Source organism: Streptomyces sp. NBC_00271, from assembly GCF_036178845.1.
Taxonomy (GTDB): domain Bacteria; phylum Actinomycetota; class Actinomycetes; order Streptomycetales; family Streptomycetaceae; genus Streptomyces.
This window is the reverse complement of the sequence record NZ_CP108070.1, coordinates 4601765-4626655: the sequence shown is the minus strand read 5'-3', so window position 1 is coordinate 4626655 and position 24891 is coordinate 4601765. Positions and strand designations below refer to the sequence as shown.

Below are 24891 nucleotides of genomic sequence, written 5' to 3'. Positions count from 1 at the left end.
GCACGCAACGCAAACCCAGGGCCTGAGGTCCGCCGGTCCGCCCGGGGCGCCGTCGAACACACTGGGACTCGGCTCGCCCCGCGAAGGCTTCTCTTTGGGGGCCCGCGTCGGGCGAGGGGGCCGGATCTGCCCCTCCCGTCCGGTCGTTCGTCCTCGTCCTCGTCCTCGTCCTCGTCCTCGGCTACGGAGCACTGCGCCACGTATGCGACGTCCGGCGGGCGCAGCGTGAGGTCCACGCCGGTCGCCCGGGACCGCGGTCGCGGGTGCGCATGGGCTCGGCGGCGCGTCAGGTCCCAGAGTCCGGACGGCCCATGACGCGGAGGGGGACGAAGGGCATCCCTGCGTCGCGAGTCCCGGCGTCGCTCCGCGGAGAGGCCTCGCTGGCCTTTCTCGGAGTGGTGGGCGGAGCGGTCACCGCGCTTCTGGGCTCACTTCTGGTGGCGCGGCTGCTCGCGCCGACCGAGCGGGGCCACTACGCGTCCATCGTGGTGTTCCTGACCCTTGCCTTGACGTGTCTCGAGATGGGCGGTGAGGTGGGGGTCCTCAGAGGCCTTGGGGAGACGCGGAAGGAAGGGACGTCGTTCTCCGCCGGATATCTCGCCTGGACGCTCCTGGCCTCCGCGTCGGTGGCCGCCGCCGCCCGAGCGGTGGGCGATTGGACGCCCCCTTGGTTGCAGCCGTTGTGGCTTCTTGCGCCCTGTGCCACCGCCGCCGTCTACGGGGGACTGGTGTTCAGGCTGACGACCGGGATGCTGGTGAGCAGCGGTCGGCTCCGTCGGTTGATCGTGACACGGACCCTTGGGAACTGCGGACCGGTCCTCGGCTGCCTGCTCTGCGTGCCCCTCGGGTTCACCTCGGCCCTGGAGGTGGCCACTGTGTCGTTCGTGGCACAGGCGGTGCTGAACTCCGTTCTCCTGTTCCGTCTCGAGCAGGCCAGGGGATCGCTGCTTCACCTCGCCCGGCATGGACGGGACAGGGCGGCGTGGCGCCGGAGCATGGCTCTCATCTGGTGCCAGGGCAACGTGGATCTCCATGTCCTCAACGGGTCCACGTACGTCCTGCAGCGTTCCGACCAGATGGGGCTCTCCGTGGTGGGGGCGGACAGGACCCTCGGGATCTACGCCATCGCCACCAATGTCTCGGAGGTCGTCAGCTACCTCCCCGCGGCCCTCTTTCCTCTCGTTTCGCGGGGGCGGCCGGGCCATCCGGTCGACTTGCGGAGGATTTTGCTGCTGCTCGCCCTTTGTGTCGGGGCCTGCACCCCGTTGGCCTACTTCGCGCTGCCCCTTGTCTACGGTGAGGCCTATCGGGCGGCTCAGCCCGCGATTCTCCTCCTGGTGCCGGCCACCGGTGTGCTGGCGGTGGGGCGGCTCTTCCAGGGGGTCGAGCTCCGTGACACCGGACGGCGCAGAACCTTGGCGGTGATTGCCGTAGCAGCCGCGGCGTTCGAGTTCACCGCCGTGTTCCTGTGCGGCGGGGCGGGGCCGGTTGCCGCCGCCCTCGCCTGCGCGGTGGGTTACACCGTCTTCACCGTGTGGATCATCTTGTCCCGCACGACGAGGCGGTCGCCGGCAGCACGGCCCGGCGTGGACGCCGTGCCGGTGCAGGGCGGTGCGTCGGCCCGGGACACCGCCGACGGTTGACGGGACCGAGCGCGGTGCCCCCCGCCGCCGACGACGGCGACCGGGACTCTCAGGGTCGGGGGCGGGCCAGGGACTCGACGAAGGGAGCATCTGGCCGACAGGCGGCGAAGTTGTACCCCCGGGTGGGATCGATCTTGAGCGCGGCGATCTCGCGGATCTCCAGGGGGCGGCGCCTGCCGGGTGACATGACCACCATGCCCATGTCCATCAGATGGCGGCTGACCTTGCAGGTGGGGTCCTGGCCGTGGTCCTCGAACAGGAAGACGACGTCTCGTTCGGAGAGGGTCTTCCTCGCGCCCTCGACGGCGGGGATCTCGGCGCCTTCCACGTCCAGCTTGACCACCACGGGTCCCGTCAGCCCCGCACAGTGTCGTTCTACGAGCGTGTCGAGGGTCAGTGATGCGACGTCGAAGGACCGCCAGCCGTTGCGGCCGATGTCGCCGTCCCTTTCACACACGGACGCCGCCGCATGGCACAGATGGTGGCCGACGATCGAGAGCGAGACATCGTCGTGACCCCACAGAGCCGCGTGGACGAGCGCGACGCCCCCGCCGTTCAGGGCGATGTTGTCCGTCAGCCGGTGGAAGGTCTCCGGGCTCGCTTCCACCGCCACGACGCGCCGGGCCCGATGGCGCGTCAGCACCGACCAGAAGCCGATGTTGGCGCCACAGTCCAGGAAGATCGCCTCGGATGTGAGCACCCTGTCGAGCATGTCCCCGATCTCCGGTTCATAGACGAAACCGGGATCCAGCAGCTTCGTCCAGTAGCCGTCGTCGAGGTGCACGTGCAGCCGTGATTCCTCGCCGATCCGGATGGTGACCCGGTTGTTCGTGTCGAAGTACTTCGACAGCATCCAGGTCAGGCGCTGGACACCCCGATGGCGGACTGGTCTGGCGGCTCGAGCGAGCAACTCCACGGCGACTGCCTGGAGATGGGGCCCGACGCCCCCGCGCACCGTGACCCTGCGGGACCTCTTGCGGTGCGCACGGTATTCCGTCACATTGCCTGCGTGGTTTTCGCGGTTTCCCACCTCGGTGCGACTCATAGGCGCAACGTATCCATGGGCAGGATCACGGTTACCGAAGTTGGCGGGCGGATAAAATCGATTCACGCATTCGGCGGAGTGGGAACGTGTGGAACAGCGGCCGATCGGTGACATGTCGGTCTTTCACATACCCCGGAGAGAAACCGTTCTGACACGATGACGAGCTGGATCGCCCACCGAAAGGAATTCCTTCAGGTGTTCTCCGCCGTCTGCGTCGTCGGCCTCGGCTACATCGGCCTTCCCACCGCTGCCGCCCTTGCCACCCATGGCATCGATGTCGTCGGTGTCGACGTCAACCCCGCCACCGTCGAACTCATCAACGCCGGCCGTGCCCCCTTCGTCGAACCGGATCTGGCGGTGGCCGTCAGCGGGGCTGTGGCCATGGGCCGACTGCGGGCGACCGGCGCGCCCGAGCCCGCCGATGCCTTCATCATCGCCGTCCCCACGCCGCTCCAGGAGGACCGTACGGCGGACCTGTCGTACGTGCGCGACGCGGTGGCGTCGGTGGCGACGGTGCTCAAGGCGGGTGACCTCGTCATCCTCGAGTCGACCTCACCGCCCGGCACCACCGTGGAGCTGTCCCGGTGGCTGGGCAAGCACCGCCCCGACCTGACCTTCCCCCACGAAGCGGGCGACGCGCCCGACGTACGGGTCGCCCACTGCCCGGAACGTGTCCTGCCGGGCCGGACGATGATCGAGATCGTGACCAACGACCGGGTCGTCGGAGGTGTGGGCGAGGGCTGCGCCGAGCGGGCGCGCACGCTCTACGAGGTGTTCGCCAAGGGGGAGTGCCTGCTCACCGACGCCACGACGGCGGAGATGGCCAAGCTCAGCGAGAACGCCTTCCGGGACGTCAACATCGCTTTCGCCAACGAACTGTCCATGGTCTGCGACCACGTCGGCATCGACGCGGGCGACGTCATCGCCCTGGCCAACCGTCACCCGCGGGTCGACATCCTGCGCCCGGGACCGGGTGTCGGCGGGCACTGCATCGCCATTGATCCCTGGTTCATCGTCGGCACCGCGCCCCGGCAGTCGCGTCTCATCCGGCTCGCCCGCGAGGTCAACGACGAGCGGCCCGACTATGTGCTCGGCGAGGTCGTCCGGACGGCCGGCCGGTTCAAGGACCCGGTGATCGCCTGCCTCGGTCTGGCCTTCAAGGCGAACATCGACGACCTCCGGGAGAGCCCCGCCCTGCACATCGTCACCCAACTGGCCGAGCGTCAGCTCGGCCGGCTGCTGGTCGCGGAGCCGCACATCAGGGAACTGCCGGACTCACTGGCGCACACGGGCGTGGCCGAACTCGTCGACGTCACCACCGCGGTCAGGGACGCCGATGTCGTCGTACTGCTCGTGGACCACGACGCCTTCCGCGGCGTCAAACGGACCGCACTGCGCGGCAAGGCCGTCTTCGACACCCGCGGCATCTGGAGCTGACGCGAAGTCACCTGCGGAGTCCGGCGCGTCGCCGAACTCCGCAGGGCGCCCGCACAGGCCCATCCAGTGCCCGATCGCCCGTACGGTCCGGTCCGCGGCGTGCCCGTCGCCGTACGGGTTCACCGCCTTCGCCATGGCCGCGTACGTCGCACGGTCGTGCAGCAGCAGGCGTACCTGCTTCACGATGTGCTCGCGGTCGGTTCCCACCAGGCGGCTCGTCCCGGCCCGCAGGGCCTCCGGGCGCTCCGTGGTGTCCCGTATGACCAGCACGGGCTTGCCGAGACCCGGCCCCTCCTCCTGGATGCCTCCGCTGTCGGTCAGGATGATGTGCGCACGGTTCATCAGCCGGGCGAACGCCCCGTAGGCCAGCGGTTCCGTCAGGCGGATGCTGCCGATGTGGGCGACCTGGGGCAGGATCGCCGCCCGTACGACCGGATTGGGGTGCAGCGGGAGCACGATGAGGAGGTCGGGCTCGGCACGCGCCAGATCGGCGAGGGCACTGCCGATGGACTCCATTCCGCCTCCCCACGACTCCCGGCGATGGGCCGTCACCAGCAGGACCCGGCGGGCGGTGTCGTCGAGGTCGGCCAGGGCCGGGTCCCCGTAGTGCGCCTGGCGCCCGACCGCCCAGAGCAGGGCGTCGATGACCGTGTTTCCGGTGACCACGACGGACGACGGGGGGACGCCGTCCCGCAGCAGGTTGTCCCGCGCGTGAGGGGTGGGCGCCAGATGCAGGGATGCCAGCTGGGTCGCGAGCCGGCGGTTGATCTCCTCGGGGAACGGCGAGTACCGGTCGCCGGTGCGCAGTCCCGCCTCCAGGTGGACCACCGGGACCTGGCTGTAGAAGGCGGCGAGGGCCCCGGCGAACGCGGTCGTGGTGTCCCCCTGGACCAGCACCGCCTCCGGGCGCTCGCGCCGTAGCAGCGGACACAGCCCGTCGAGGACACGCACGGTGATGTCGGCGAGGGACTGGCGCTCGCTGAGGATGTCGAGATCGTGGTCGGCTCGGATGCCGAACAACGAGTGGACCTGGTCGAGCAGTCCACGGTGCTGGGCGGTCACCGTCACCGTCGGCCGGAATATCGGGGACCGGTCGAGTGCCTCGATGACCGGGGCCATTTTGATGGCCTCCGGTCTCGTTCCGTAGACGACCATCAGTCGCTTCACCCGAATTCTCCTTCCGGGCGGGCACCGGACCGCTGCCGGGGTGGCACCCACCGGTGGCCGTAGTTCCCCGGAGCGAAAGAAGGGCTCGCCGGGCACCAGGGAATCGGCATTCCGCGACAACGCCCATCATGCCGGTGGCATGTTCACCCGGCCGTATGGAGATGTTCGTCCGTCTGGTCCGTTCCGCGGGAGAAGCGCATGTGCCGCTGATGTGCCCTCCCTACAGTGCGCTGGGCCGCGATCCCTCCCGTAAAGGCAGGAAATGAAAACAGTCCTCCTGTCCCCGCGCACCGGCGCCATCACGGTCGGAGAAATTCCCGCCCCCGAAGCAGCCGCCGGTGTGGTGGTGATCCGCAACGACTGGTCGCTCATCAGCGCGGGTACGGAACGGGCCACTGTCTCGACCGGCGCGCAGAGCCTGCTCGGCAAGGCGCGGCACCGGCCCGACCAGGTGGCGCAGGTGCTCGACAGCGTGAAGCGAACGGGCCTCGTCGAGACCTACCGGACGGTCCAGGACCGCCTGGACCGTCCGGTGCAGCTCGGGTACTCCTGCGCGGGCACGGTCCTGCGGACGGGCGAGGGGGTCGACGACATCCGCCCCGGGATGCGGGTGGCTGCCGCCGGAGCCCGCTACGCGTCGCACGCGGAGATCGTCGCCGTGCCCCGCAACCTTGTCGTCCCTGTGCCGGACGGCGTGGACACCCAATGGGCCGCCTTCGCCACGGTCGGCGCGATCGCACTTCAGGGCATCCACCAGGCCGAGGTGGTGTCGGGCTCACGGATCGCCGTCATCGGCCTCGGCCTGGTCGGCCAGATCACGCTCCAACTGCTGCGCGCCTACGGATACGACGGGGTGGGCATCGATCCCGACCCCGCCATGGTGGCGCTCGCCGAGTCGGCGGGCCTTGTGGCCTTCCCGCGGGAGGCGGTCGGCCTGCCCGGCGCCGTCTCCCGGCACTGGGCAGGCGCCGACGCGGACGCGGTGCTCATCACCGCCGCCACGTCCAGCTCCGACCCCGTCGAGTTCGCCGGCCTCCTCGCCCGTGACCGCGCCACCGTGGTGGTCGTCGGTGACGTCAACGTCGCACCGCCACGGTCGTCCTACTACCACAAGGAATTGACGATCCGTTATGCGCGGTCCTACGGCCCCGGCCGGTACGACGCCCGCTTCGAAGAGGACGGGCATCCGTACCCGGAGGGCTATGTCCCATGGACGGAACGGCGCAACCTCGCCGAGGTGCTGCGGCTCCTGGCGGCGGGCGCGGTGGACTTCGCCCGGCTCAAGCCGCGGGTCTTCGCCGTCGAGGACGCGGCCGGCGCGTACGAGGCGCTGAAGCCGTCGACCGCCGGACGCAGCGTCGCCCTGCTGCTGCGCTACTCCGCGACCGCGCAGCTCCCGTCCCGGCCGGCTTCGGAGGCGGGCTCCCGCACCTGGACCGCCCCCCGCGGCACCTTGCGGCTCGCGGCGATCGGCGCGGGCAACTTCGCCACGCGGATGCTCTTCCCCGAGCTGGAACGGGAACCCGGCGTCGCGTTCTCGTGGGTCGCCGGCGGACGGGGGCTGTCCGCCGCGCACCAGGGCCGACGGTGGGGTTTTCGTACCGTGGCCGAGAGCGTCGACACCGGCCTCGCCTCGGGCGACGCGGACTGCGTGATGGTGCTCAGCCGCCATGACAGCCACGGCCGGTATGCGGCGCGGGTGCTGCGCGGGGGTGCCGCCCTGTACTGCGAGAAGCCGCTGGGCCTGACGGAGACGGAGTTGGAGGAGGTCGCGGACGCCTGGCTGATCTCCGGCGCCCCGGCGATGGCGGGGTTCAACCGGCGGTTCGCCCCCTCGGTGCGGGACCTTCGCGCCGCGCTCCCCGCGGGCGCGCCCCTCCAGGTCGTCCACCGGGTGTTCGCGGGCCGGCTCCCGGCCGACCACTGGTACTTCGACCCCGGGCAGGGTGGCCGGCTGCTCGGCGAGGTGTGCCACTTCATCGACACCGCGGGCTTCCTGGTCCCCGGCAGGCCGGTCGGTGTACGGGCGGTCGGCGTGGATACGCGGGACCCCGCCGCCGCGCAGAGCCTCACCCTGCAGATCACCTACGACGACGGGTCGGCTGCCTCCATCGTGTACGGGGGGCTGACGCCGCCCGGCGCGCCCAAGGAACTCCTGGAAGTGGCCACCGACCGGGTGGCGGCCAGAATCGACGACTTCCGTTCGCTCACCGTGTGGAAGGGGGGCAGGGCGGTCACGACGAAGTACCGGGGCGGCCCGAAGGGACACGCGGCCGAGATGCACTCCCTCGTCCGCCTCGTCCGGGGCGAGCCCCTCGGCGCGGAGACCGCTGCCGCCGCCGACTTCGCCTCGGCGCTGTGGAGTTCCCTCGTCGCCTGCCGTGCGGTCCGCTCGCTCACGGAGGACGGCGTCGTGGGGACCGCCCCCCGCACACCGGCTCTGGCCAGGGCGCTGGGGTGTCCGCCGCCCGGTCCAGGCGCTGCGGGCGCCGTGCCGAAACCGGGTGGGCAGGCCGCGTACCCGGCCGGTGGTTCTTCCTCGACCACGGCGGCGCGCTGATGTGCGGTTTCGTCGTCCTGCTGAACCACACCGCGCGCCATCTGCCGCCGTCGCACGGGGACCCGTGCGGGGCGCTCGCGCACCGCGGCCCCGACGCGAGCGGACACCTGGACCTCCGCGGTGGCAATTGGCATGCGGCGCTGCACTTCCGCCGCCTGGCCGTCGTGGACCTCGATCCGAGGAGCGACCAGCCCTTCGGATCCCCGAAGCGGGGCGTGATGGTCTACAACGGCGAGATCTACAACGCCTTGTACCTGCGCGAGGTGCTGCGGAAGCGGCAGGTGACGTTCACGACCGAGGGCGACACCGAGGTCCTCTACGAACTGCTGCTGCAGCCGGACGCACCGCGGCTGCTCGACCAGGTGGACGGCATGTTCGCCTTCGCCCTCCTCCTGCCCGACGGCGAGCTTCGCTACGGGCGCGACCGGCTGGGCATCAAACCGCTGTACGCGGCGGTGGACGCGGCGGGCCGCACGGTCGCGCTCGCCAGCGAGATCGAACCGCTGCGGGCAGCCGGGCTGACCGGCGACGCCGACCCCGTCGCGGTGGCGCAGGGCGCCATGTTTCTGTGGACGCCGCCGCCGCGGACCGGCTGGCAGCGCGTTCGTGCCGTACCGGCCGGGACGGCGCTGTCCCGGCGCGCTCCCGGCTATGACGCGGCGTCACCCTGGTGGTGGGCCGGTGCCGCGATGCCCACCGAGGACATCGGTGCCGCGGTCCGGGCGTCGGTCGCCCGGCAGGTGCGCGCGGACGTGACGGTGGGGCTGTTGCTGAGCGGAGGGCTCGACAGCACCTGGCTGGGCGTGGAGATGAGCAGGCAGGGCTTTGCCGGACCCGCCTTCGCCGCCAGAGTGCGCACCACGGCGCCGACCGCGGAGCCGTTCGAGGACGACGCCCCCTACGCCGCCCGGGTCGCCCGATGGCTGGGCCTGCCGCTGACGTGGGTCGACCTGGACGTCGACGTACTGCGCCGGATCCCGGAGCTGGTCAGCGCCATGGAGCTCCCATTCGGGGACCCGGCCGCCATCACCCTCATGCAGCTCTCCCGCGCCGCCTGCGGGGAGGCGACCGTGCTGCTGTCGGGGCTCGGCGTCGAGGAACTCTTCCTCGGCTACGAGCGCTACCAGGCCGTGCTGCTGCTGCAACGGCTTCCCGCGTGGGCGCGCCCCGCCCTCGGCGCCACCACCGTGGTTCCCGGACCCCGGCGCTACCGGGGCCGTGCCGACAAGTTCGGGCGGCTGCTCCAGCTCGGCCCCCGCGACTGGTCGTGGGCGACTCAGGCGTACTACTCGGGGCGGGAGTGGGCGGCGCTGTCGCCGTTCGTCGACCTGGAGGCGGTCACCGAGCGGCATCGCGAGGTGGCGGGCGGCGTGTTGGACGCGGGCGGGACGCCCCTCGCGGCGCTGGCGGAGTGCGACCGGCGACTGTTCCTGCCTGGGCTGAACCTGCTGTACGGCGACCGCGCGTCGATGCGGGCGAGCGTCGAGCTGCGGGTGCCGTTCCTGGGGGAGCCGGTGGTGGCCGCCGCCCTCGGCGCCGTCGCGGAGGATCAGCTGCGGCTCGGCGACGGCAAGGCGCGCTTCCGCGCGGCGGCGGTGGCGTCCGGTGTGCCGGAGTTCGTCGCCAGGCGCTCCAAGACGGGGTTCGGGGCGCCGGTGCGGTCGCTGCTGCGCGCGCACGGTGACCGTCTGTGGGCCGAGGTACGGCGCTCCCCGCTGTTCGACGACGTCTTCGACCGGCGGACCGCCGACCGGCTCGTCGCCGAACACGTCCGGGGCCGGCGGGACCGGGGGCTCGCCGTGTTCGGGCTGTTCTGCGCGGCCGTGTGGTGGGAGCGAAACGCGACGGGAGGGGCGGGAGGCGCGGGGCGGACCGCGGACGTCCTGTCGGGCTACGAGGCGGCCGTCGTCGGCTGAGCGGCCGGGGTGGCGGGGTGTCGGCCGCCCGGCAGGACGGCGTGGAGGGCGGTCAGGGCGTCCAGCAGGGGAGCGGCGCTCCACCGGGGCGACTCCCACAGGGACCTGTTCCGCGGGGAGCCGCCGGCCCGTGTGTCCGCGCCGAGACCGGGGTAGCGGTCCACGACGGCGGCCAGCACGGCCCGGGGGAAGTCGGTCCGGACGAAACCGTGATGGGCCGCCCACGCCGCCATCCGTACCGCCGTCGCGTCGTTGTTCGGGTCCCGTCTGCTCCGGCCGTCCGCGAAGTAGCGGGGCAGGGGGCCGTCGAACAGGTGCCGCAGGTAGTGGTCCACTCCCCGTTCGAGGGGGCGCCGGACGTCAACGTCGAGCAGCGTTCCCGCCTGTTCGAGGCGCAGCAGCACGTACCCCGTGTGGAAGCCGTCCACCCAGCCCAGCCGCGGGCCCCGCCCGTAGGGCCATGAGCCGTCGGGGCGCTGAGCGTTCAGGCTCACCTCGACGGCACCGCGGGCGGCATCGACCAGGCGGTCCGCCAGTTCGCCGGGCAGCGTCCCGATGCATGCCAGGCGGCCGGCGAGCGCGGCACCCATGAGGTTGGCGTTGTGGACGAGGACGTCACTGGCGGGTGTGTAGGTGAAGAACGTGCCGTTGTGCAGGTGTTCCAGGAGCCCCTGAGCGAGGGTGCGCACCGACTCGTCGCCGAGCGTCCCGGTGTCCAGACAGCCGTCCGCGCAGAAGGTGGTGGCCACGAGGTTCGGGAGGGAGGCGGGGTAGTACGCCCAGCGGGTCTGCACATCGAACTCGTAACGCCACAGCCCGGCGTAGCGCCCGGACAACTGCTCGGCGGCCGCCGACCGGCCCAGTCGCAGGGCGCGCCTGCGCCACACGGGGGAGGCCGAGAGCCTGGCGCAGGCACCGGCCGCGGTTCCGGCGGCCGTCGCGGTGCGCAGCGGGTGAATGCCCAGGACAGGACGCAGGTCGATCCGGCTGCGTTTGACGGTCTGCAGGAGCACCTGCCGAAGCACAGGGTGCACGGCCAGCCGTCCCAGCGGGCCGGTCAGCCCGTCGTACGGGTCCGGACCCGCCCAGTCGCGGGCGTCGGCCCACCGGAAGAGCCGGTCCGCCAGGGCCAGTACGTCCATGGCCTCCAGCGGCGAGCCGAGGTGGTCCCCCGGGGCGTGGTGGTCAGGTCCGAAGCGGTCCCGGGGTGAGTGGTCGGTGGGGGATCCGGGCGGCATGAGCCCTCCAGGGGGATCGCCGGTGCTGGTGCCGGTGCTGGTGGATGCGGTGGACATCAGGGGATGTCGTCGGTGCTGTCGGGCGTGGTGGCGGGGTCGGGCGGTTGCTCAGTAGGCGCCCCTGCCCGCCACGACAGCGCCCACGGTCCGGCACAGCACCTCGAGGTCCCCCGACGGGGACCAGTTGTCCACGTACCTGAGGTCCAGGGCGACCGTCTCGTCCCAGGAGAGGTCCGAGCGGCCGCTGACCTGCCACAGACCGGTGAGTCCCGGCTTGACGGCCAGCCGGCGCCGCTCCACCTCGTCGTAACCGGCGGCCTCGTCGGGCAGCGGCGGTCGCGGACCGACCAGGGACATGTGTCCCCGCACCACGTTGAACAGCTGGGGCAGTTCGTCCAGGGAGGAGCGGCGCAGCACCCGGCCGACGCGGGTGATCCGCGGATCACGGCGGATCTTGAACATGCGGCCGTCCTGCTCGTTGGTCCCGGTCAGCTGATGCCTCAGCCGCTCCGCGTCGACGACCATGGTGCGGAACTTGGCCATGGTGAACGGTTTTCCGCCGCGTCCGACGCGCGTCTGCCGGTGCACGGCGGGGCCCGGGGAGTCCATCCGTACGGCGAGGGCCACCGCCGCGAACACCGGGGCGAGCAGCACGATCAGCAGCGCCGCGCCCAGCCGGTCCGTCACCGACTTGAGCAGCGTCGCAACCCCCCGCCTCAGGGGCGGGGCCACGGCCAGCATGGTGAGCCCGGCCACGGAGAGAACGCCCACCCGGCGCCCGGCGACCTCGGTCAGACCCGGTACGACCACGAGCGGGCACTCCTCGCCGTGCAGGGCCCACGACAGCCTCCGCAGGCGCGTTCCGTTCATGTACGGCCCCGGCACGACGAGGACCACGTCCGCGTGGAGCCGCCGGGCCGCATCCAGTACCGGGGCGGAGTCGGCCGACGGGCGAGGCGGTGCCTGCCGGCCGATACGGGTGGCGACCGGGGCCAGTGTGTGCGGGTCCTCGTCGCCGATCGGGCACACCCCGACGACGACGAACTCGTGGTCGGTCCGCTTCGCGAGGTGGCTCACCAGACCGTCGACAGCGTTGGCCTCCCCGATCACCAGGGCCCTGCGGACGGCCCGGCCGTCGCGGCGCCGGGCGACCAGATGACGGTGGATCAGATTCCGTACGGCGGCGCTCGTCGGGGCGCAGGGCACCAGGGCGGCCAGCGCAAGGAGGAACGGGGACTCCTCGCCCGTCGCAGCCCGTACCACCGCGAGCAGTCCGATCAGCACCAGCCAGTCCTGCACCGCGGGGCCGATGTTGTCGCACTCACCGAGACGGCGCTCGCCGTAGCGGTCCCGTGCGCCGCGCACGAGCAGCCATGCCGCGGCCGCCACCATCGCGTAGGCCGCGGCCTGCCTGCCGCCGGTCAGCGCGAAGGCCAGATACACCGGCACGGCGGCGCAGGTCACGTCGCCGATGACGGCGGCCGGCGCGTACCAGACGGGCTTGCCGACGCGGCGGCCGGTCGGCGGCTGCTCCCGGATGACCCGTGTCTGCGCAGGTCTTGCCACTGGTACGTGGGGCATCGTCTCCCCGAACAGCCACATTCGCCCTCCAAGCGCATCAAAAAAGGACTATCCGAGTGTGAACGGCTGCCCGGTGAACGGCGGGGTGCGACGCTGGGCCGCGGGCAACTCTCACCCGATGAGCAGAGCCGCATGCCTCGTGCATATGCAGACGGCTCGGGCCGGGAGGCGAGGGGGCCCAGGAGGGTAATGACAAGGTGTGCGGGGCGGCCCGTCCATCAGGCCGGGGCCAGCGCGACACGGAACATTCTGGGCCAGAACTTCCCGGTGATCAGGAACTGCCGGGTGCCGGGGACCGCCGCGATACCGTTCAGCGCGGCCCCCGGGACGAGTTCGTCGTCGCGCAGCAGGCCCGAGGCGTCGATGCTCGCTGTCACCGCTCCGGTGACGGGATCGATGCGCACGATCCGGTCGGTGAAGAGCACGTTCGCATACACGGCGGCACCGACGCACTCCAACTCGTTCAGCTCCGTCAGCGGCCGGCCTGCTTCGGTCACGGCGACCTCGCCCGTCTTCGCGAGCGACCTGGGGTCACGGAACGTCAGCCGTGACGATCCGTCGCTGGTCACCAGCCGGTGCCGGGCTCGCTCGAGGCACACGCCCCAGCCGTCGTCCTGGTACGGGACGCGACGCAGTTCCTTGAGTGTCCTGGCGTCGCGCTCGATGGCGGTCCGGTTCCGCCAGGTGAGCTGCCACAGGGTTCGGCCGAGCACGGTGATGCCCTCGCCGAACAAGGGCGCGGGGAGTGCCGTGCGGACCGCGGGCTTCTTGCCCAAAGGCCCTGCCCGTACCGAGGACCGGCCGGAGATGCCGGTGCCTTCGTAGAGCGTGTCGCCGGCCATCTCGAGTCCCTGGGTGAACGCCTGCGGGTCGTGCGGAAAGGTCTTGAGCACCTTGACCCGCAGGTGCTCGACCCGGTGCGCGGCGACCCGCCGCCCACCCGCGGCCCCGCCCGCCGGATCGTCCGGGGCGCGCTCTCCCGTGGCGCACGACGCGAGCAGCAGCACGCCCAGGAGCACCGCCCCGGTGCGGCGCGAGCGCTCAGACACGGCAGGCACCGCCCGGTTTCAGGGTGGCTCGCAGGGGCGTCACCAGGGACTGCCGCAGAAGGACCGGGGCGCGGTCCGCGTGCGGCTCCAGCAGGTGCAGCACCAGCGTGCGGCTGGAGTGGGCGGGCAGCTCCAGGTCCAGCGTGTACACGGAGTGGCCGCGTTCGACGCCGGGCGCGAGCTGTGCCGGGCGGCCGTCCAGGGTGGCGCCGGTCAGGGCGGCGCCGACGCCCGCGTAGTACGACACCAGGAGCCGGTTGTCACCCGGCCGGGTGCGGTAGGGCGGGGAGTCCTCCCGCAGGGTGACGTAACCGGGCAGCCCGGAGACGGGGGCCCGGTTGGTCAGGGTCACGGTCGCGGTGACCGGGCGCTCGCCGTGGGAGCAGCCGTTCGCTTCCCAGACCAGGCTCCGGTCGAGGTAGTAGTCCAGTTTGGAGCCGGCCGCGTTGTTCACCACCAGCCCCGCGAAGGGGCCGGGAGTCTCCGGGAGCGCGCCCGAGTAGGAGCGCGGCTCGATGAGACGTTGCTCCGCCGCATGCGCGCTCCACACCTTCAGCCGTCCGTCCCGCTGGGCGTCGTTCAGGGCGACGAGCAGAGCGGGCAGCCGGCGCATGTCGCCGGTCACGGAGATCAGGGGCCCGGCGGCGGCGCGGGCCGCCTCGACGAAGAACGCCTTGCGCCGAGCGACGTCGTCGTACATCGCGTAGCTGGCCCGTTCGGTGAGGTCCACGACGTTGTCGGCGGTGAGCTCGGTGCCGCCCGCCATGCGGGCCGGGCCGGTGACGCGCAGCAGACGGCTCAGCGTGGCGGGGTCGACGGCGAACACGCCGTCCACGCGCTCGCCGGTGTGTTCGTGCCACGCCGAGGCCCAGATGCGGGCCGCGTAGGGGAAGTGCGGGCTCATGTTGGAGTTGGCCCACACGCGGGTGGGCTCGCTGCCCTGGTAGCGGGCCGTGAAGTCGGCTCCCAGGTCGAGGTCCGTCTTCGCCGTGGCCATCTCGGTGTTGTTGCCGAAGCGTTCGAAGGACAGATGGCCCCGGTCGGCCGACAGCACGGCGAAAGCCCCCGGAACGCCCCCGGTACCGCGCGCCTCGGCGATGTTCTGGAACGCGAGGAAATAACGCCGTTCCCCTTGAGTGCCGAGCAGGGGCGGCAGGACGCGGGCCGCCAGGGAGGCGTCGGTCATCACCGGGCCGAGGCGGTCGACCTGCTGCGCGAGCCCGGCCCGGGCCCGGTCGGCCGCCGGCAACCAGGTGGACCGGGGCAGCTCGTGCACGTCGGCCTGCACCTCGGCCGCGGCCCGGGCGGCCCGGACGACTTCCGGCGCGTGCTTCTGCAAGGTCATGAGGGCCTCGGACATCCCGTCACCGCGGCTGTCCGGCGTGGCCGGTGGCAGGGCTCGCATCAGCGGGGACAGCACATCGCCGGTCAGTCGGTCGGCCGCGTGGGCGGCCCCGCGCACGGTCCTGACCGGGCCGCCGAGGAAGGGGAGCGCGGCTGCGGGGTACCAGGCGGGGCCGGTGGTGAGGCGATGCGCCCGAGCGGCGTGGGCGGCCGCGGAACGCAGCTCCCGTTCCCGCTCCTGGGCGGAGGTGGGCACGGCACCGGAGGCGGCACCGGGCACGGGTGCCACCGACTGCCGCAGCGCGTCGAGGTCCCGCTCGGCCGCGATCAACTCCGAACGGGCGAGCAGTCCGGTGACACCGATCCAGACGGCGCCGGCCAGGGGGAGCGCCGCGGCGGCAAGCAGGGTGTTCCTGAGGACGCGCCGGCGGCCCGATGCCCCCTCGCGGGAGCGGTCGGGCCTGCGCATGCGGAAGGCGTCTCGGCCGGGGCCGGGACGCCTTGGTTCCGCCGTGCCGATGTCCTGCTCCGTCATGAACTGCGGCGACGGCGCACGGCCAGCATCGTGCCCCCGCCCGCCGCGATCAGCCCCGCCGCGGTGCCGCCCAGTGCCAGGGCCTTTTCGCTGCCTGTTTCCGCGAGGTTCGCACGGTGATGGGGGTTCCCCGAGCCGCCGGGTTGACTGCCGGGCAGACCGAGCTTGCCCGGCAGGTTGATGCCGACGGAAAGCGTCAGATTGGGGTGGCGGGCGGTCAGTTTGAACGTGTGGCCGCCCAGCACGGTGCGACTGGGGATGGTCACCTTGCCTGTGACGACTCCTGTCCTGGTCGCCCTGTACCTGCCCAGGACGACTTCCTTCGAGAACAGCGACGCGGTGACCAGCTGCCTGGCGGCGAAGCCGGTGCCGACGAAGGTCAGTGCACCTCCGGCGGGCAGCGTGGTGCGGCTGAGGGTGAGGCTCGGGGGCGGTGGCGGGTACTGCGCATGGGCGGTCTGCGCCCCTACCAGCGGTGCCGCGACGAGCACGGCAGCGGATCCTGCCGATGCCAGAGCAACCCGCCATCTGGGCGATGCCGTCATCTTCTTCACTCTCCTCGACTTCAGTCCGGGCCAAGCCGCAGCGTCGGCCGTGAGCAAGATCTGGGTACCAACATCTAGATACATGGAATAAATGGGATATACAGTCGCCGACTGGCCTGATGCAGGGCAGAAGCCACCGGATGGTGGAGTGCTCGCTTCCCGATCGGCCCACGTTCGGCGGGCCGACACAGGGGTGGCTCCCCCTGTTGGCGCGCGCGAGTCCCTATCGTCGGATGCGTACATAGGGAACAGAGCGTTCTATTTCGGGCGGTTCCCTCGGTCCCATGAGGGGTGCAGCTTGGATCTCCACGGATTCCTGAAGGCTCTTGCCAGTCGCTGGCCGACCGTCGTGGTCTGTCTTCTTCTCGCGACCGGGGCGGCGCTCGCCGCGACGAGCTTGAGCACACCCGTCTACGAGGCGAGGACCCAGCTCTTCGTCGCCACCCGCACCGGCGACGACACCGCCCAGATGAACCAGGGGCAGAGCTTCTCGCAGGCGCGCGTTCAGTCGTACGCCGCGATCGTGACCACCCGTCAGGTGACCCGGCCCGTGGTGCAGGAGCTGCGACTGCGCACCACGCCGGAGGAACTGGCGTCGCGGATCACCGCCGTCGCCCCGCTCAACACCGTGCTCATCGACATCACCGTCCGGGACACCGAGCCCAAGCGTGCGGCGCGCATCGCCAACGCCGTGGCGCAGCGGTTCAGCGCGGTCGTCGAACGACTGGAGGCGCCCAAGCGCGCGCCCGGCTCGGAGCGGTCAGGACAGAGCCCCCGTACGGGCGACGGCACCTCGCCCGTCTCCCTGGGCGTCACCCAGGAAGCCGTCGCCCCCGTCGGCCCGGTCTCGCCCCGCCCGCTGCTGAACCTGGCCGCAGGAGTGCTCGGCGGCCTGCTGCTCGGTGCCGGACTCGTCGCCCTGCGCGAGACCCTCGACACCACGCTCAAGACCGGCGAGGCGCTGGGCGAGTTCACCGCGCTGCCGGGCCTCGGCACCATCCCGTACGACAGGAACGTCCCCAAGCAACCGCTCGTCAGCGCCGACGGGCACTCCCAGCGTGCCGAGGCCTTCCGCAAGCTGCGTACCAACCTGCAGTTCTCGCAGGTCGACGAGCCGCCCCGGATCATCGCGGTGACAAGTTCGGTGCCTGGTGAGGGCAAGACCAACACCGCGGTGAACCTCGCCCTCTCGCTCGCCGAGGCAGGTCTCTCCACCTGCCTCGTGGACGGCGACCTGCGCCGACCGTGCGTGGCCTCGACCTTCGGTCTCGTCCAGGACGCCGGTCTGACCACCGTGCTCATCGGACAGGCCCGTATCGAGGACGTGATGCAGCAGGCCGGCGGTCGGCTCTCGGTTCTCGCCAGCGGTGCCGTACCGCCGAATCCCACGGAGCTGCTCGCCTCGGCGCGCATGGGAGAGGTACTGCGCGAACTGGCGGACACCTACGAGGTCGTGATCGTCGACACCGCGCCGCTGCTGCCGGTCGCCGACACTCTCGGACTCGCCTCCTTCGCCCAGGGCGCACTGCTCGTCGTGCGCGCCGCGAAGACCAGCCGGGAACAGGTCCGCACCGCCGCGGAATCGCTGGACCGCGTGAGTGTCCGCATCCTCGGCACCGTCTTCAACATGGCTCTGGCGCCTCGGGGCAGTCGCTACGGCACCTACGGGTCGTACGGCGAGCTGCCCGCTCCTCGTGTGGCGGACCCCCGGAAGGAGGCCGCCGCGGCGGCACGTCTCGCGGGCGAGAAATGACCCAGGTCCTGTTCGTCTGCACGGGCAACGTGCACCGCTCGGTGCTCGCCGAACGGCTGCTGGCCGCGAGGCTTCCGCCCGGTTCGGCCGTCCGGTCGAAGAGCGCCGGAACGCAGGCCCGGCCCTGGTCCGGCATGGAGGCCTCCACCAGGTCGGTGCTGGAGGAACTGGGCGGTGACGGCTCCGACTTCGTGGCCCGCCCGCTCAGCGCACAGCTCGTCGCGGAAGCAGCGCTGGTCCTCGGGCTCGCGCACGAACACCGGGAGGCCGCCGTACGGCTCGTGCCGACGGCGCTGCGGCGCTGCTTCACCCTGAAGGAGTTCGTACGTCTCGCTGTGGGGGGAGTCGACACGGTGCGGGGCGGGGAAGGTGCGGCGACCACGCGTGGCGACGTATCGGATGGGCAGGTCCCGCCGGTCGTGGGCGGTTTCGACGTCGTGGTCGCGGCCGCCGCCGGCCGTCGGGGTGCCGTCGCCCCGGTCCCGGCGGCCGAGGACGACATCTCGGACCCGTGGGGGAGGCCCCACTCCGTGCTGTACGAGTGCGCCCGCGAGATCGACGGGACGGTGAGCACGCTCGCCCGGTTGCTGAGCGGCGGAGCGAGCCTCTGAGCGAAGAAGCGTGAACCGGGAAACAGCGGGCTCGAAGTGTCGTCGATCGGCCTCGGCCGCATGGGGCCGTCACGCGCGTAGATAGGCCAGGACCGCCAGCACCCTGCGATGGGTCGCGTCGGCCGGAGGGAGGTCCAACTTGGCGAGGATGCTGCCGATGTGTTTGCCCACGGCCGCCTCGGACACCACCAGTTCGCGGGCGATCGCGCCGTTCGACCTGCCCTCCGCGATCAGCGCCAGGACCTCATGCTCACGCGGGGTGAGCCGCTCCAGCGGGTCGCGGCGGCGGCGCAGCAGTTGGCGTACGACTTCGGGGTCGACGACCGTGCCGCCGTCCGCGACCTCGCACAGGGCGTCCACGAACTCCTCGACCTGCCCCACCCGGTCCTTCAGCAGATAGCCGATCCCCGATCCGTCGCCGGTGTCCAGCAGTTCCGAGGCGTACGTCCGCTGCACGTACTGGCTGAGCACCAGGACCGGCAGCGTGGGCCGCTTCTCGCGCAGTCGCACCGCCGCGTGCAGCCCCTCGTCCTCGAACGCGGGGGGCATGCGTACGTCCGTCACGACGATGTCGGGTGTGTGCTCCTCGACCGCGGCGACCAGAGCCGTGGCGTCCCCGACGGCCGCGACCACCTCGTGGCCGCAGCGGGTGAGCAGGCCGACGAGGCCCTCCCGCAGCAACACGCTGTCCTCGGCCAGAACTACGCGGAGGGATCGGTCCGTTCGCAAGGAAACTCCACACGCAACAGGGTCGGTCCGCCCCGCGGACTGGACAGGGAGAGTCTGCCATCCAGCACCGACACCCGGTCCGCGAGTCCGGTCAGCCCGCTGCCGGCCTCGGCGTCCGCGCCCCCACGGCCGTCGTCGCGCACCTGAAGGAACAGGCGCCCGTCGCGGTGTTCCCCGCTCACCGCCGCGCGGCTCGCCCCGCTGTGCCTGGCGACGTTGGCGAGGGCTTCGCAGACCACGAAGTACGCGGCGGCCTCGACCGCCCGGGGCAGCCGGCCGGGCAGTTCCAGGCCGTCGATGTCGACCGGGACCGTGGAGCGGTCCGCGGCGTCCGCGACCGCTGCCTGGAGGCCGTAGTCCGTGAGGACCTTGGGGTGGATGCCGTGGATGAGTTCGCGCAACTCCGCGAGTGCCCTGCCCGCCTCCTCGTGGGCCGTGGCGAGCTGGTCGGCGAGGGGCCCGGGCGGTGCGTCCAGACGGGCCAGGCCGAGCGTCATCGTCAGGGCCACCAGGCGCTGTTGAGCCCCGTCGTGCAGATCGCGCTCGATGCGCCGCCGCTCCGCCTCGAAGGCGTCCACCAACCGGACGCGTGAACGGGCCAGTTCCGCGACCTTCGCCCCCAGGTCGCCCTCGCGCGGCGCGATCAGCACACGCGTCAGTTCCGCCCGTGCGCCGGCCGTGACCCCCAGGACGTAGGCACCGAGCGCCAGGAGGACGAGCCCCAGCACGGCTGTGCCGAAGGCCGTCGGCCAGGTGGTGACCGTCCACTGCTTGAGCACCTTGGTCTCCCGGCCGTCGCCGGCCGTGGCCATCAGCAGCGGGGTCGTGGCCATGGACAGCGGGGCGAGCAGGGCGACCGTGATCGCAAGGGCGTCGACCGGCCACAGCAGCCCCGCGAAGAGCAGCGCGTACCCCAACTCCCGCCAGGTCACCGGCTCTCTCAGCCGCGTCGTCAGCCAGGACCGCAGACCTCCCGCCTCGGGCACCCGATGCCGGTCGGGGGCCGGGTCCCGGTCGATCAGACGCAGCCTGTGCCGCTCCACCCAGGTCACCGGGATACCGGAGAGTGCCGCCAGGAGCAGCAGCGGAAGCCCCACCAGCACGAGGGCGAGGACGCTGCCCGCGGCCACCGTGATCACGATTCCCACGAGGGTGGCAGCGCCGGTCAGGACGCCGGTGAGCAGGTATCCGGCCGAACGCCACGGCCACGACGACAGCAGGAAGTCCGACCGGGGCATGGCCTGCCAGACGTTCCGGGGGCGCGGAGGCGGAGGGTTCGCCGGACGGGGGTGCGCGGGCTGACGGTTCATGGACTGACGGTTCATGGGCCGGGGGTGCATGGGCGTCACCGTAGAAGGGCCGCCCCGGGCGGTGCCATCGGGGCAGGAGGCGGACCGGGGGTATGCCTGGCCCTACCCCAAGTCTCGTTTCCGCCACACTGCGCCGCGGTGCCCCCACCCGGTTTCGTGAAGCCATGAACATCGACGCGATCCGGTTGCACTCCGTCAGCAGGCGGTACGGGGCGGGCGACGGCGTGGTGACGGCACTCGACGAGGTCTCGCTCGCCCTCCCCAGGGGAACCTTCACCGCCGTCATGGGCCCTTCCGGCTCGGGCAAGTCGACCCTGCTGCAGTGCGCGGCCGGCCTTGACCGCCCCACGTCGGGTTCGGTCACCGTGGGCGGGACCGATCTGACGAAGCTGAGCGAGACCAGGCTGACCCTCTTGCGACGAGAACGCATCGGGTTCGTCTTCCAGGCGTTCAACCTGCTGCCTGCCCTGACCGCCGAGCAGAACGTGGCGCTGCCCCTGCGGCTCGCGGGCCGCCGCCCCGCCAGGGCCCGGGTGCGCGAGGTGCTCGAACAGGTCGGCCTGGGCGACCGGGCGCGGCACCGGCCGGCGGAGCTGTCCGGCGGTCAGCAGCAACGCGTCGCCCTGGCCCGCGCCCTGATCACCCGCCCCGAGGTGCTCTTCGGCGACGAGCCGACCGGCGCCCTCGACTCGCGGACCGGCCGAGAGGTAATGAGCCTGCTGCGCGCCATGGTCGACGACGAACGCCGGACGATCGTCATGGTCACCCACGACCCGGTGGCCGCCGCGTACGCCGACCGCGTGGTCTTCCTCGTCGACGGACGGGTCGACGGCGAGGTGGCCGGTGCCGGCGCCGAGGACATCGCCGCGCGCATGACCAAGCTGGAGGCCGCGCCGTGCTGAGCGTCGCCCTGCGCACCCTGCGCGCCCGCTGGGTCGTCTTCGTCGGCAGCTTCGTCGCGCTCGCGCTGGGCGTCGCGCTCATCGCGGTGATGGGCCTGTCCCTCGCCTCGTCGCTGAACGCGCCCGACGGGAAACCCGAGCGGTTCGCCGCCGCGCCGGTCGTGGTCAAAGGGGCCGACACCCTGCGCGTGCCCACCTCGATCGGCGTCCGGGTGCACCGGCTCGCCCAGCCGCGTGCGGTGCCCGCCGGGGCCGTCGCGCAGCTGAAGAAGCTCGGCACCGTCGTCGAGGACCGGTCGTTCGCCGTACGGGCCCGGGGCGGCCCCGGCGACCTGGTGGGCCACCCCTGGTCCACCGCCGCGTTCGCCCCGTACGAGATCGACGCGGGACGCGCGCCCCGGGCGGCCGACGAGGGTGGTCGTCAGCGGCGACTGGGCGAAGCCGGGGGAGCGCGTACGGACCGATCGCGGCACGGTACGGGTGGTCGGCACCGTACGGGTGGCCGGTACCGGACGGGGTGGCGCCACCGGGCGGACCGGCGCCACCGATCGGGTCGGCGCCACCGGACAAGTCGGCGGCGCAGTCGCCCGACACGGCTTCGAGAACGCCGTCTTCTACGTCGACGAGCGCGCCGCCGCACTGTCGCCCCGCAGTGTCCAGCTCGTCGTGGACGCCGACGCGGTGGCCGTGCGTGAGGCGGTGCGCGGCAGCACGGGTGTCCAGGTTCTCACCGGCGACGCGCGCCGCTACGCCGACGCGGACCCGGACCGGGACGGCGAGGCGCTCACCGCGATGAACGCCCTGTTCGGCACCGCCGGCGGTGTCACCGGGTTCGTGTCGGTCTTCGTGGTGGCCTCGACCTTCGCCTTCGCGGTCGCTCAGCGGCGCCGGGAGTTCGGGCTGCTGCGCACGGCCGGGGCGACCCCGGGACAGATCCGCCGGATGGTCCTCGCCGAGGCCCTGGTGGTGGGCGTGCTCGCCTCGGCCACGGGATGCGTGCTGGGCGCGTACGGTGCCCCACGGCTGGCCGCACGGATGGTCGACGGGGGGCTCGCGCCGGGCTGGTTCACCATCGGCGACGCCACCTGGCCGTACCACCTGGCCTTCTGGACGGGCCCGTGCGTCGCGCTGTGCGGTGTGGTGGCCGCCTCCTGGCGGGCGGGCCGCACGGCCCCCGTCCAGGCGCTGGGCGAGGCCTCGGTGGACACCGGGGCGATGACCCGGGGCCGACGGCTGTCCGGCCTGGCCCTGCTGGCGACCGCCGCCGTGACCCTGGTCCTGGCCCTGGTCGGCGACCCGGGCGAACTGCTGCACCGGAAGACCTATGTGAGCCGGCCGATGCTGCTGATCACCGCCTTCGCCCTGCTCGCGCCGGTCGTGATGCGCCCGCTGACCCGGCTGATCGCCTGGCTCCCGGCCCAACTCCCCGGCGCCGGCGGCATGCTGGTCCGGGAGAACGCCGCCGCCGGGGTGCGCCGCACCGCCGCGATCGCGGCGCCGGTCCTGGTCACCGTCGCCCTGGCCGGCTCGCTGCTGGGCGCGACCGCGACCCTGAACGAGGCGAAGGCCGACGAGACGCGCCGGCAGACGGCCGCCGACTTCGTCGTCACACCGGCGAGCGGCGCGGGCTTCGACGCGGCCACCTTGCGCGGGCTGCGCGAGGTGTCCGGCGCGGAGGTGTCCGCGACCGCGTCGAGCGCCGTCTATGTGCTGGAGGACGGCGTGTCACTGGCCAAGTCCGAGGCGCGCGCGGCGGATCCCGGACCGCTCGCCGCCACCACCCGGCTGCCGGTCGAGGCCGGCAGGACGAGCGACCTCGACGACGACTCCATCATCGTCAACCGGGAGTGGCAGCGTCATACGGTGGGGCAGCGGGTGCGGGTGTGGCTCGGCGACGGCACGAGGAAGTCGCTGCGGATCGCCGCGGTGATGACCACCGGCACCGGTGACAACGGCGTGTACGTCACTCCGCGCAACGCCCCGGGCGCGACCGTCGACCGGGTCGACGTCGCCCTCGCCGCCGGTGCGGACGCGCACGCCGTGGTTGCCGCACTGCGTGCGGCGGTGCACAGCTCGGGCGGGCAGGTCCTCACCAAGGACCAGTGGGTACGCGGGAGTCGTCCCGGGACGAACCGGACGACCCGGCTCGGCCTCCTGCTGGTCCTGGGCATCGCCCTCCTCTACACCGGCATCTCCCTGGCCGACACCATGGTCATGGCGACCTCCGACCGGGTGCGCGACCTGGCCGTGCTGCGTCTGGCCGGAGCCACCCGGTGGCAGGTGCTCCGGCTGGTGGGCGCCGAGGCGCTGACGGTCGTCACGGTCGGAGGGGTACTGGGACTCCTCGTCACGGGGCTCAACCTGCTGGGCATGTGGAGCGCCCTGGCTCTGCTGTCGGCCCCGACCACGGTCGAGATCCCCTGGACGGCCGCCGGTGCGGTCCTCGGCGCCTGCGCGGTGACGGCCGTCGTCTGGTCCGTCATCCCCGCCGCACTCGCGCTGCGGCGCCGGGCGGTGGAACTGGCGGGTGTCCGGGAGTGACGCCCGGTGCCCTCCCCATATCGCTACGCGGAGGGCCGCGCGGTGGTCGCGGCGATGGTTTCCAGCGAGCTGATGAGCAGGTCCCACAGGCGCTCGGTGTGCAGCTTCGTCGCCACGGAGGTGTTCGCCGGGCCGGAGCGGCCGCGGAAGTCGGTGACCGTCATGCCGTAGGTCGCCGTGCCCCGCAGCTCGACCTCGACATGGGCCGGCGTGACCTCCATCAGGCTCGGGTCGATGGCCCGGCCGACCGCGCACGCGTCGTGGATGGTGGCCATCGCGCCGTGCACCTTGCCGACGTTGGCGTTGTAGTGGTCGAGGAGGTCGACGACGAACCGGGACACTGGGGTGCCCAACGCCCCGATGCGGGAAAGCAGTTCAGGCGTGGCGGCGGCCTGTGCCGTCAGATCGAGGCCGACCATGGTCAGGGGCCAGCCCGCCGAGAAGACGATCGCGGCCGCCTCGGGGTCGGCGTGGATGTTGAACTCGGCCGCCGGTGTGATGTTGCCGCGGGTGTACGACCCGCCCATCAGGACGACCTCCTTGACCAGTTCGGCGATACGGGGCTCCCGGCGCAGTGCCAGCGCGATGTTGGTCAGGGGTGCGGTGGGGACGAGGGTGATCTCACCGGGGTGGGCGAGGACCGTCTCGATGATCAGATCGACGGCGTGCCGGGGGTCGGTCTCCATGGACGGAGGGATGAAGGCGGGGCCGTCCATTCCGGTGTCCCCGTGGATCTCGGCGGCGAGGGTCTGGTCCCGGACGAGGGGACCGCCGGCACCGGCCGCGACCGGTACGCCGCGCAGGCCCGCCAGGGTGCACACCTGCCGGGCGTTCAGGGTGACCTTCTCGATGGTCTGGTTGCCCGCGACGGTCGTGAGGGCGACGATCTCGACGTCGGGGTTCCCGGCGGCGAGCAGGATGGCGATGGCGTCGTCGAGCCCGGGGTCGCAGTCGATGATGATCTTCTTGGGCATGGGCGTCCTTC

16 protein-coding genes and 2 pseudogenes are annotated in these 24891 nt (G+C 72.2%); 8 read left to right on the top strand and 10 right to left on the bottom strand.

Annotation, left to right across the window (positions count from 1 at the left end):
• The first annotated feature begins 398 nt into the window (after positions 1-398).
• Positions 399-1643 carry a lipopolysaccharide biosynthesis protein gene (locus tag OG798_RS21415; RefSeq protein ID WP_267061827.1) on the top strand — a complete coding sequence of 415 codons (1245 nt, stop codon included), beginning with the start codon at positions 399-401 and terminating at the stop codon, positions 1641-1643.
• Positions 1644-1692: 49 nt separating this feature from the next.
• Here OG798_RS21415 and OG798_RS21410 read toward each other — a convergent pair whose 3' ends face one another.
• The gene (locus OG798_RS21410; protein WP_267061826.1) at positions 1693-2643 is read right to left on the bottom strand and encodes an FkbM family methyltransferase; all 951 of its coding nucleotides are present in this window, start codon (positions 2641-2643) and stop codon (positions 1693-1695) included.
• Between the two features lie 201 nt (positions 2644-2844).
• Between OG798_RS21410 and wecC the strand changes: the two are divergent.
• Positions 2845-4062: pseudogene (gene wecC, locus OG798_RS21405) on the top strand (UDP-N-acetyl-D-mannosamine dehydrogenase); the annotation flags it as partial.
• On the opposite strand, the gene wecB reads toward wecC, so the two are convergent.
• Positions 3964-5292 carry a non-hydrolyzing UDP-N-acetylglucosamine 2-epimerase gene (gene wecB, locus OG798_RS21400; protein WP_438948385.1) on the bottom strand — a complete coding sequence of 443 codons (1329 nt, stop codon included), beginning with the start codon at positions 5290-5292 and terminating at the stop codon, positions 3964-3966. The pseudogene wecC and the gene wecB sit on opposite strands and share 99 nt — an antisense overlap.
• Positions 5293-5554: 262 nt before the next feature.
• Here wecB and OG798_RS21395 point away from each other — a divergent pair, with 262 nt between their 5' ends.
• Together OG798_RS21395 and OG798_RS21390 are read left to right on the top strand one after the other, a co-directional pair.
• Positions 5555-7852, top strand: a complete 2298-nt coding sequence (locus tag OG798_RS21395) for a bi-domain-containing oxidoreductase (RefSeq protein ID WP_267061825.1) — start codon at positions 5555-5557, stop codon at positions 7850-7852.
• The gene (locus OG798_RS21390) at positions 7852-9768 is read left to right on the top strand and encodes an asparagine synthetase B family protein (protein ID WP_328757531.1); all 1917 of its coding nucleotides are present in this window, start codon (positions 7852-7854) and stop codon (positions 9766-9768) included. Before OG798_RS21395 ends, OG798_RS21390 begins: the two co-directional genes overlap by 1 nt.
• Here OG798_RS21390 and OG798_RS21385 read toward each other — a convergent pair.
• The 5 genes from OG798_RS21385 to OG798_RS21365 all read right to left on the bottom strand — a co-directional run bounded on the left by OG798_RS21385 (position 9744) and on the right by OG798_RS21365 (position 16006).
• Positions 9744-11063 carry a hypothetical protein gene (locus OG798_RS21385; protein WP_328757530.1) on the bottom strand — a complete coding sequence of 440 codons (1320 nt, stop codon included), beginning with the start codon at positions 11061-11063 and terminating at the stop codon, positions 9744-9746. The genes OG798_RS21390 and OG798_RS21385 overlap by 25 nt on opposite strands.
• 51 nt (positions 11064-11114) lie before the next feature.
• The gene (locus tag OG798_RS21380; RefSeq protein ID WP_121418483.1) at positions 11115-12587 is read right to left on the bottom strand and encodes a sugar transferase; all 1473 of its coding nucleotides are present in this window, start codon (positions 12585-12587) and stop codon (positions 11115-11117) included.
• Positions 12588-12805: 218 nt separating this feature from the next.
• Entirely contained in the window at positions 12806-13636 is an 831-nt protein-coding gene (locus tag OG798_RS21375) for a glutaminyl-peptide cyclotransferase (protein WP_267061821.1), read from the bottom strand.
• A complete protein-coding gene (locus OG798_RS21370; RefSeq protein WP_328757529.1) occupies positions 13629-15515 on the bottom strand; it encodes a DUF4012 domain-containing protein in 1887 nt (628 codons plus the stop codon). Before OG798_RS21370 ends, OG798_RS21375 begins: the two co-directional genes overlap by 8 nt.
• Positions 15512-16006 (bottom strand): hypothetical protein, encoded by a 495-nt coding sequence (locus OG798_RS21365; RefSeq protein ID WP_121416112.1) that lies wholly within the window; start codon positions 16004-16006, stop codon positions 15512-15514. Before OG798_RS21365 ends, OG798_RS21370 begins: the two co-directional genes overlap by 4 nt.
• A 352-nt stretch (positions 16007-16358) precedes the next feature.
• Between OG798_RS21365 and OG798_RS21360 the strand changes: the two genes are divergently transcribed.
• Positions 16359-17813: a polysaccharide biosynthesis tyrosine autokinase gene (locus OG798_RS21360; RefSeq protein ID WP_183127333.1), complete on the top strand. Its 1455-nt coding sequence runs from the start codon at positions 16359-16361 to the stop codon at positions 17811-17813.
• Entirely contained in the window at positions 17810-18424 is a 615-nt protein-coding gene (locus OG798_RS21355) for an arsenate reductase/protein-tyrosine-phosphatase family protein (protein WP_183127335.1), read from the top strand. Before OG798_RS21360 ends, OG798_RS21355 begins: the two co-directional genes overlap by 4 nt.
• A 69-nt stretch (positions 18425-18493) precedes the next feature.
• Here the strand turns inward: OG798_RS21355 and OG798_RS21350 are convergent, their stop codons facing one another.
• Together OG798_RS21350 and OG798_RS21345 are read right to left on the bottom strand one after the other, a co-directional pair.
• Positions 18494-19153, bottom strand: a complete 660-nt coding sequence (locus tag OG798_RS21350) for a response regulator transcription factor (RefSeq protein ID WP_328757528.1) — start codon at positions 19151-19153, stop codon at positions 18494-18496.
• Positions 19126-20391 (bottom strand): sensor histidine kinase, encoded by a 1266-nt coding sequence (locus OG798_RS21345; RefSeq protein ID WP_121416114.1) that lies wholly within the window; start codon positions 20389-20391, stop codon positions 19126-19128. Before OG798_RS21345 ends, OG798_RS21350 begins: the two co-directional genes overlap by 28 nt.
• Positions 20392-20627: 236 nt before the next feature.
• Between OG798_RS21345 and OG798_RS21340 the strand changes: the two genes are divergently transcribed.
• Together OG798_RS21340 and OG798_RS21335 are read left to right on the top strand one after the other, a co-directional pair.
• The gene (locus OG798_RS21340) at positions 20628-21365 is read left to right on the top strand and encodes an ABC transporter ATP-binding protein (RefSeq protein WP_121416115.1); all 738 of its coding nucleotides are present in this window, start codon (positions 20628-20630) and stop codon (positions 21363-21365) included.
• A pseudogene (locus tag OG798_RS21335) lies at positions 21359-23906 on the top strand (FtsX-like permease family protein). Before OG798_RS21340 ends, OG798_RS21335 begins: the two are co-directional and overlap by 7 nt.
• Before the next feature lie 23 nt (positions 23907-23929).
• On the opposite strand, the gene OG798_RS21330 reads toward OG798_RS21335, so the two are convergent.
• On the bottom strand, positions 23930-24880 hold the full coding sequence (locus tag OG798_RS21330) for a nucleoside hydrolase (protein ID WP_267061817.1): 951 nt from the start codon (positions 24878-24880) through the stop codon (positions 23930-23932).
• Positions 24881-24891: the final 11 nt, after the last annotated feature.

Coding starts and splice junctions, on each gene's coding strand:
- OG798_RS21385 (WP_328757530.1), bottom strand. CDS start 11,063: ATGTCCACCGCATCCACCAGCACCGGCACCAGCACCGGCGATCCCCCT.
- OG798_RS21370 (WP_328757529.1), bottom strand. CDS start 15,515: ATGACGGAGCAGGACATCGGCACGGCGGAACCAAGGCGTCCCGGCCCC.
- OG798_RS21395 (WP_267061825.1), top strand. CDS start 5,555: ATGAAAACAGTCCTCCTGTCCCCGCGCACCGGCGCCATCACGGTCGGA.
- OG798_RS21330 (WP_267061817.1), bottom strand. CDS start 24,880: ATGCCCAAGAAGATCATCATCGACTGCGACCCCGGGCTCGACGACGCC.
- OG798_RS21345 (WP_121416114.1), bottom strand. CDS start 20,391: ATGCCCCGGTCGGACTTCCTGCTGTCGTCGTGGCCGTGGCGTTCGGCC.
- OG798_RS21380 (WP_121418483.1), bottom strand. CDS start 12,587: ATGCCCCACGTACCAGTGGCAAGACCTGCGCAGACACGGGTCATCCGG.
- OG798_RS21355 (WP_183127335.1), top strand. CDS start 17,810: ATGACCCAGGTCCTGTTCGTCTGCACGGGCAACGTGCACCGCTCGGTG.
- OG798_RS21340 (WP_121416115.1), top strand. CDS start 20,628: ATGAACATCGACGCGATCCGGTTGCACTCCGTCAGCAGGCGGTACGGG.
- OG798_RS21390 (WP_328757531.1), top strand. CDS start 7,852: ATGTGCGGTTTCGTCGTCCTGCTGAACCACACCGCGCGCCATCTGCCG.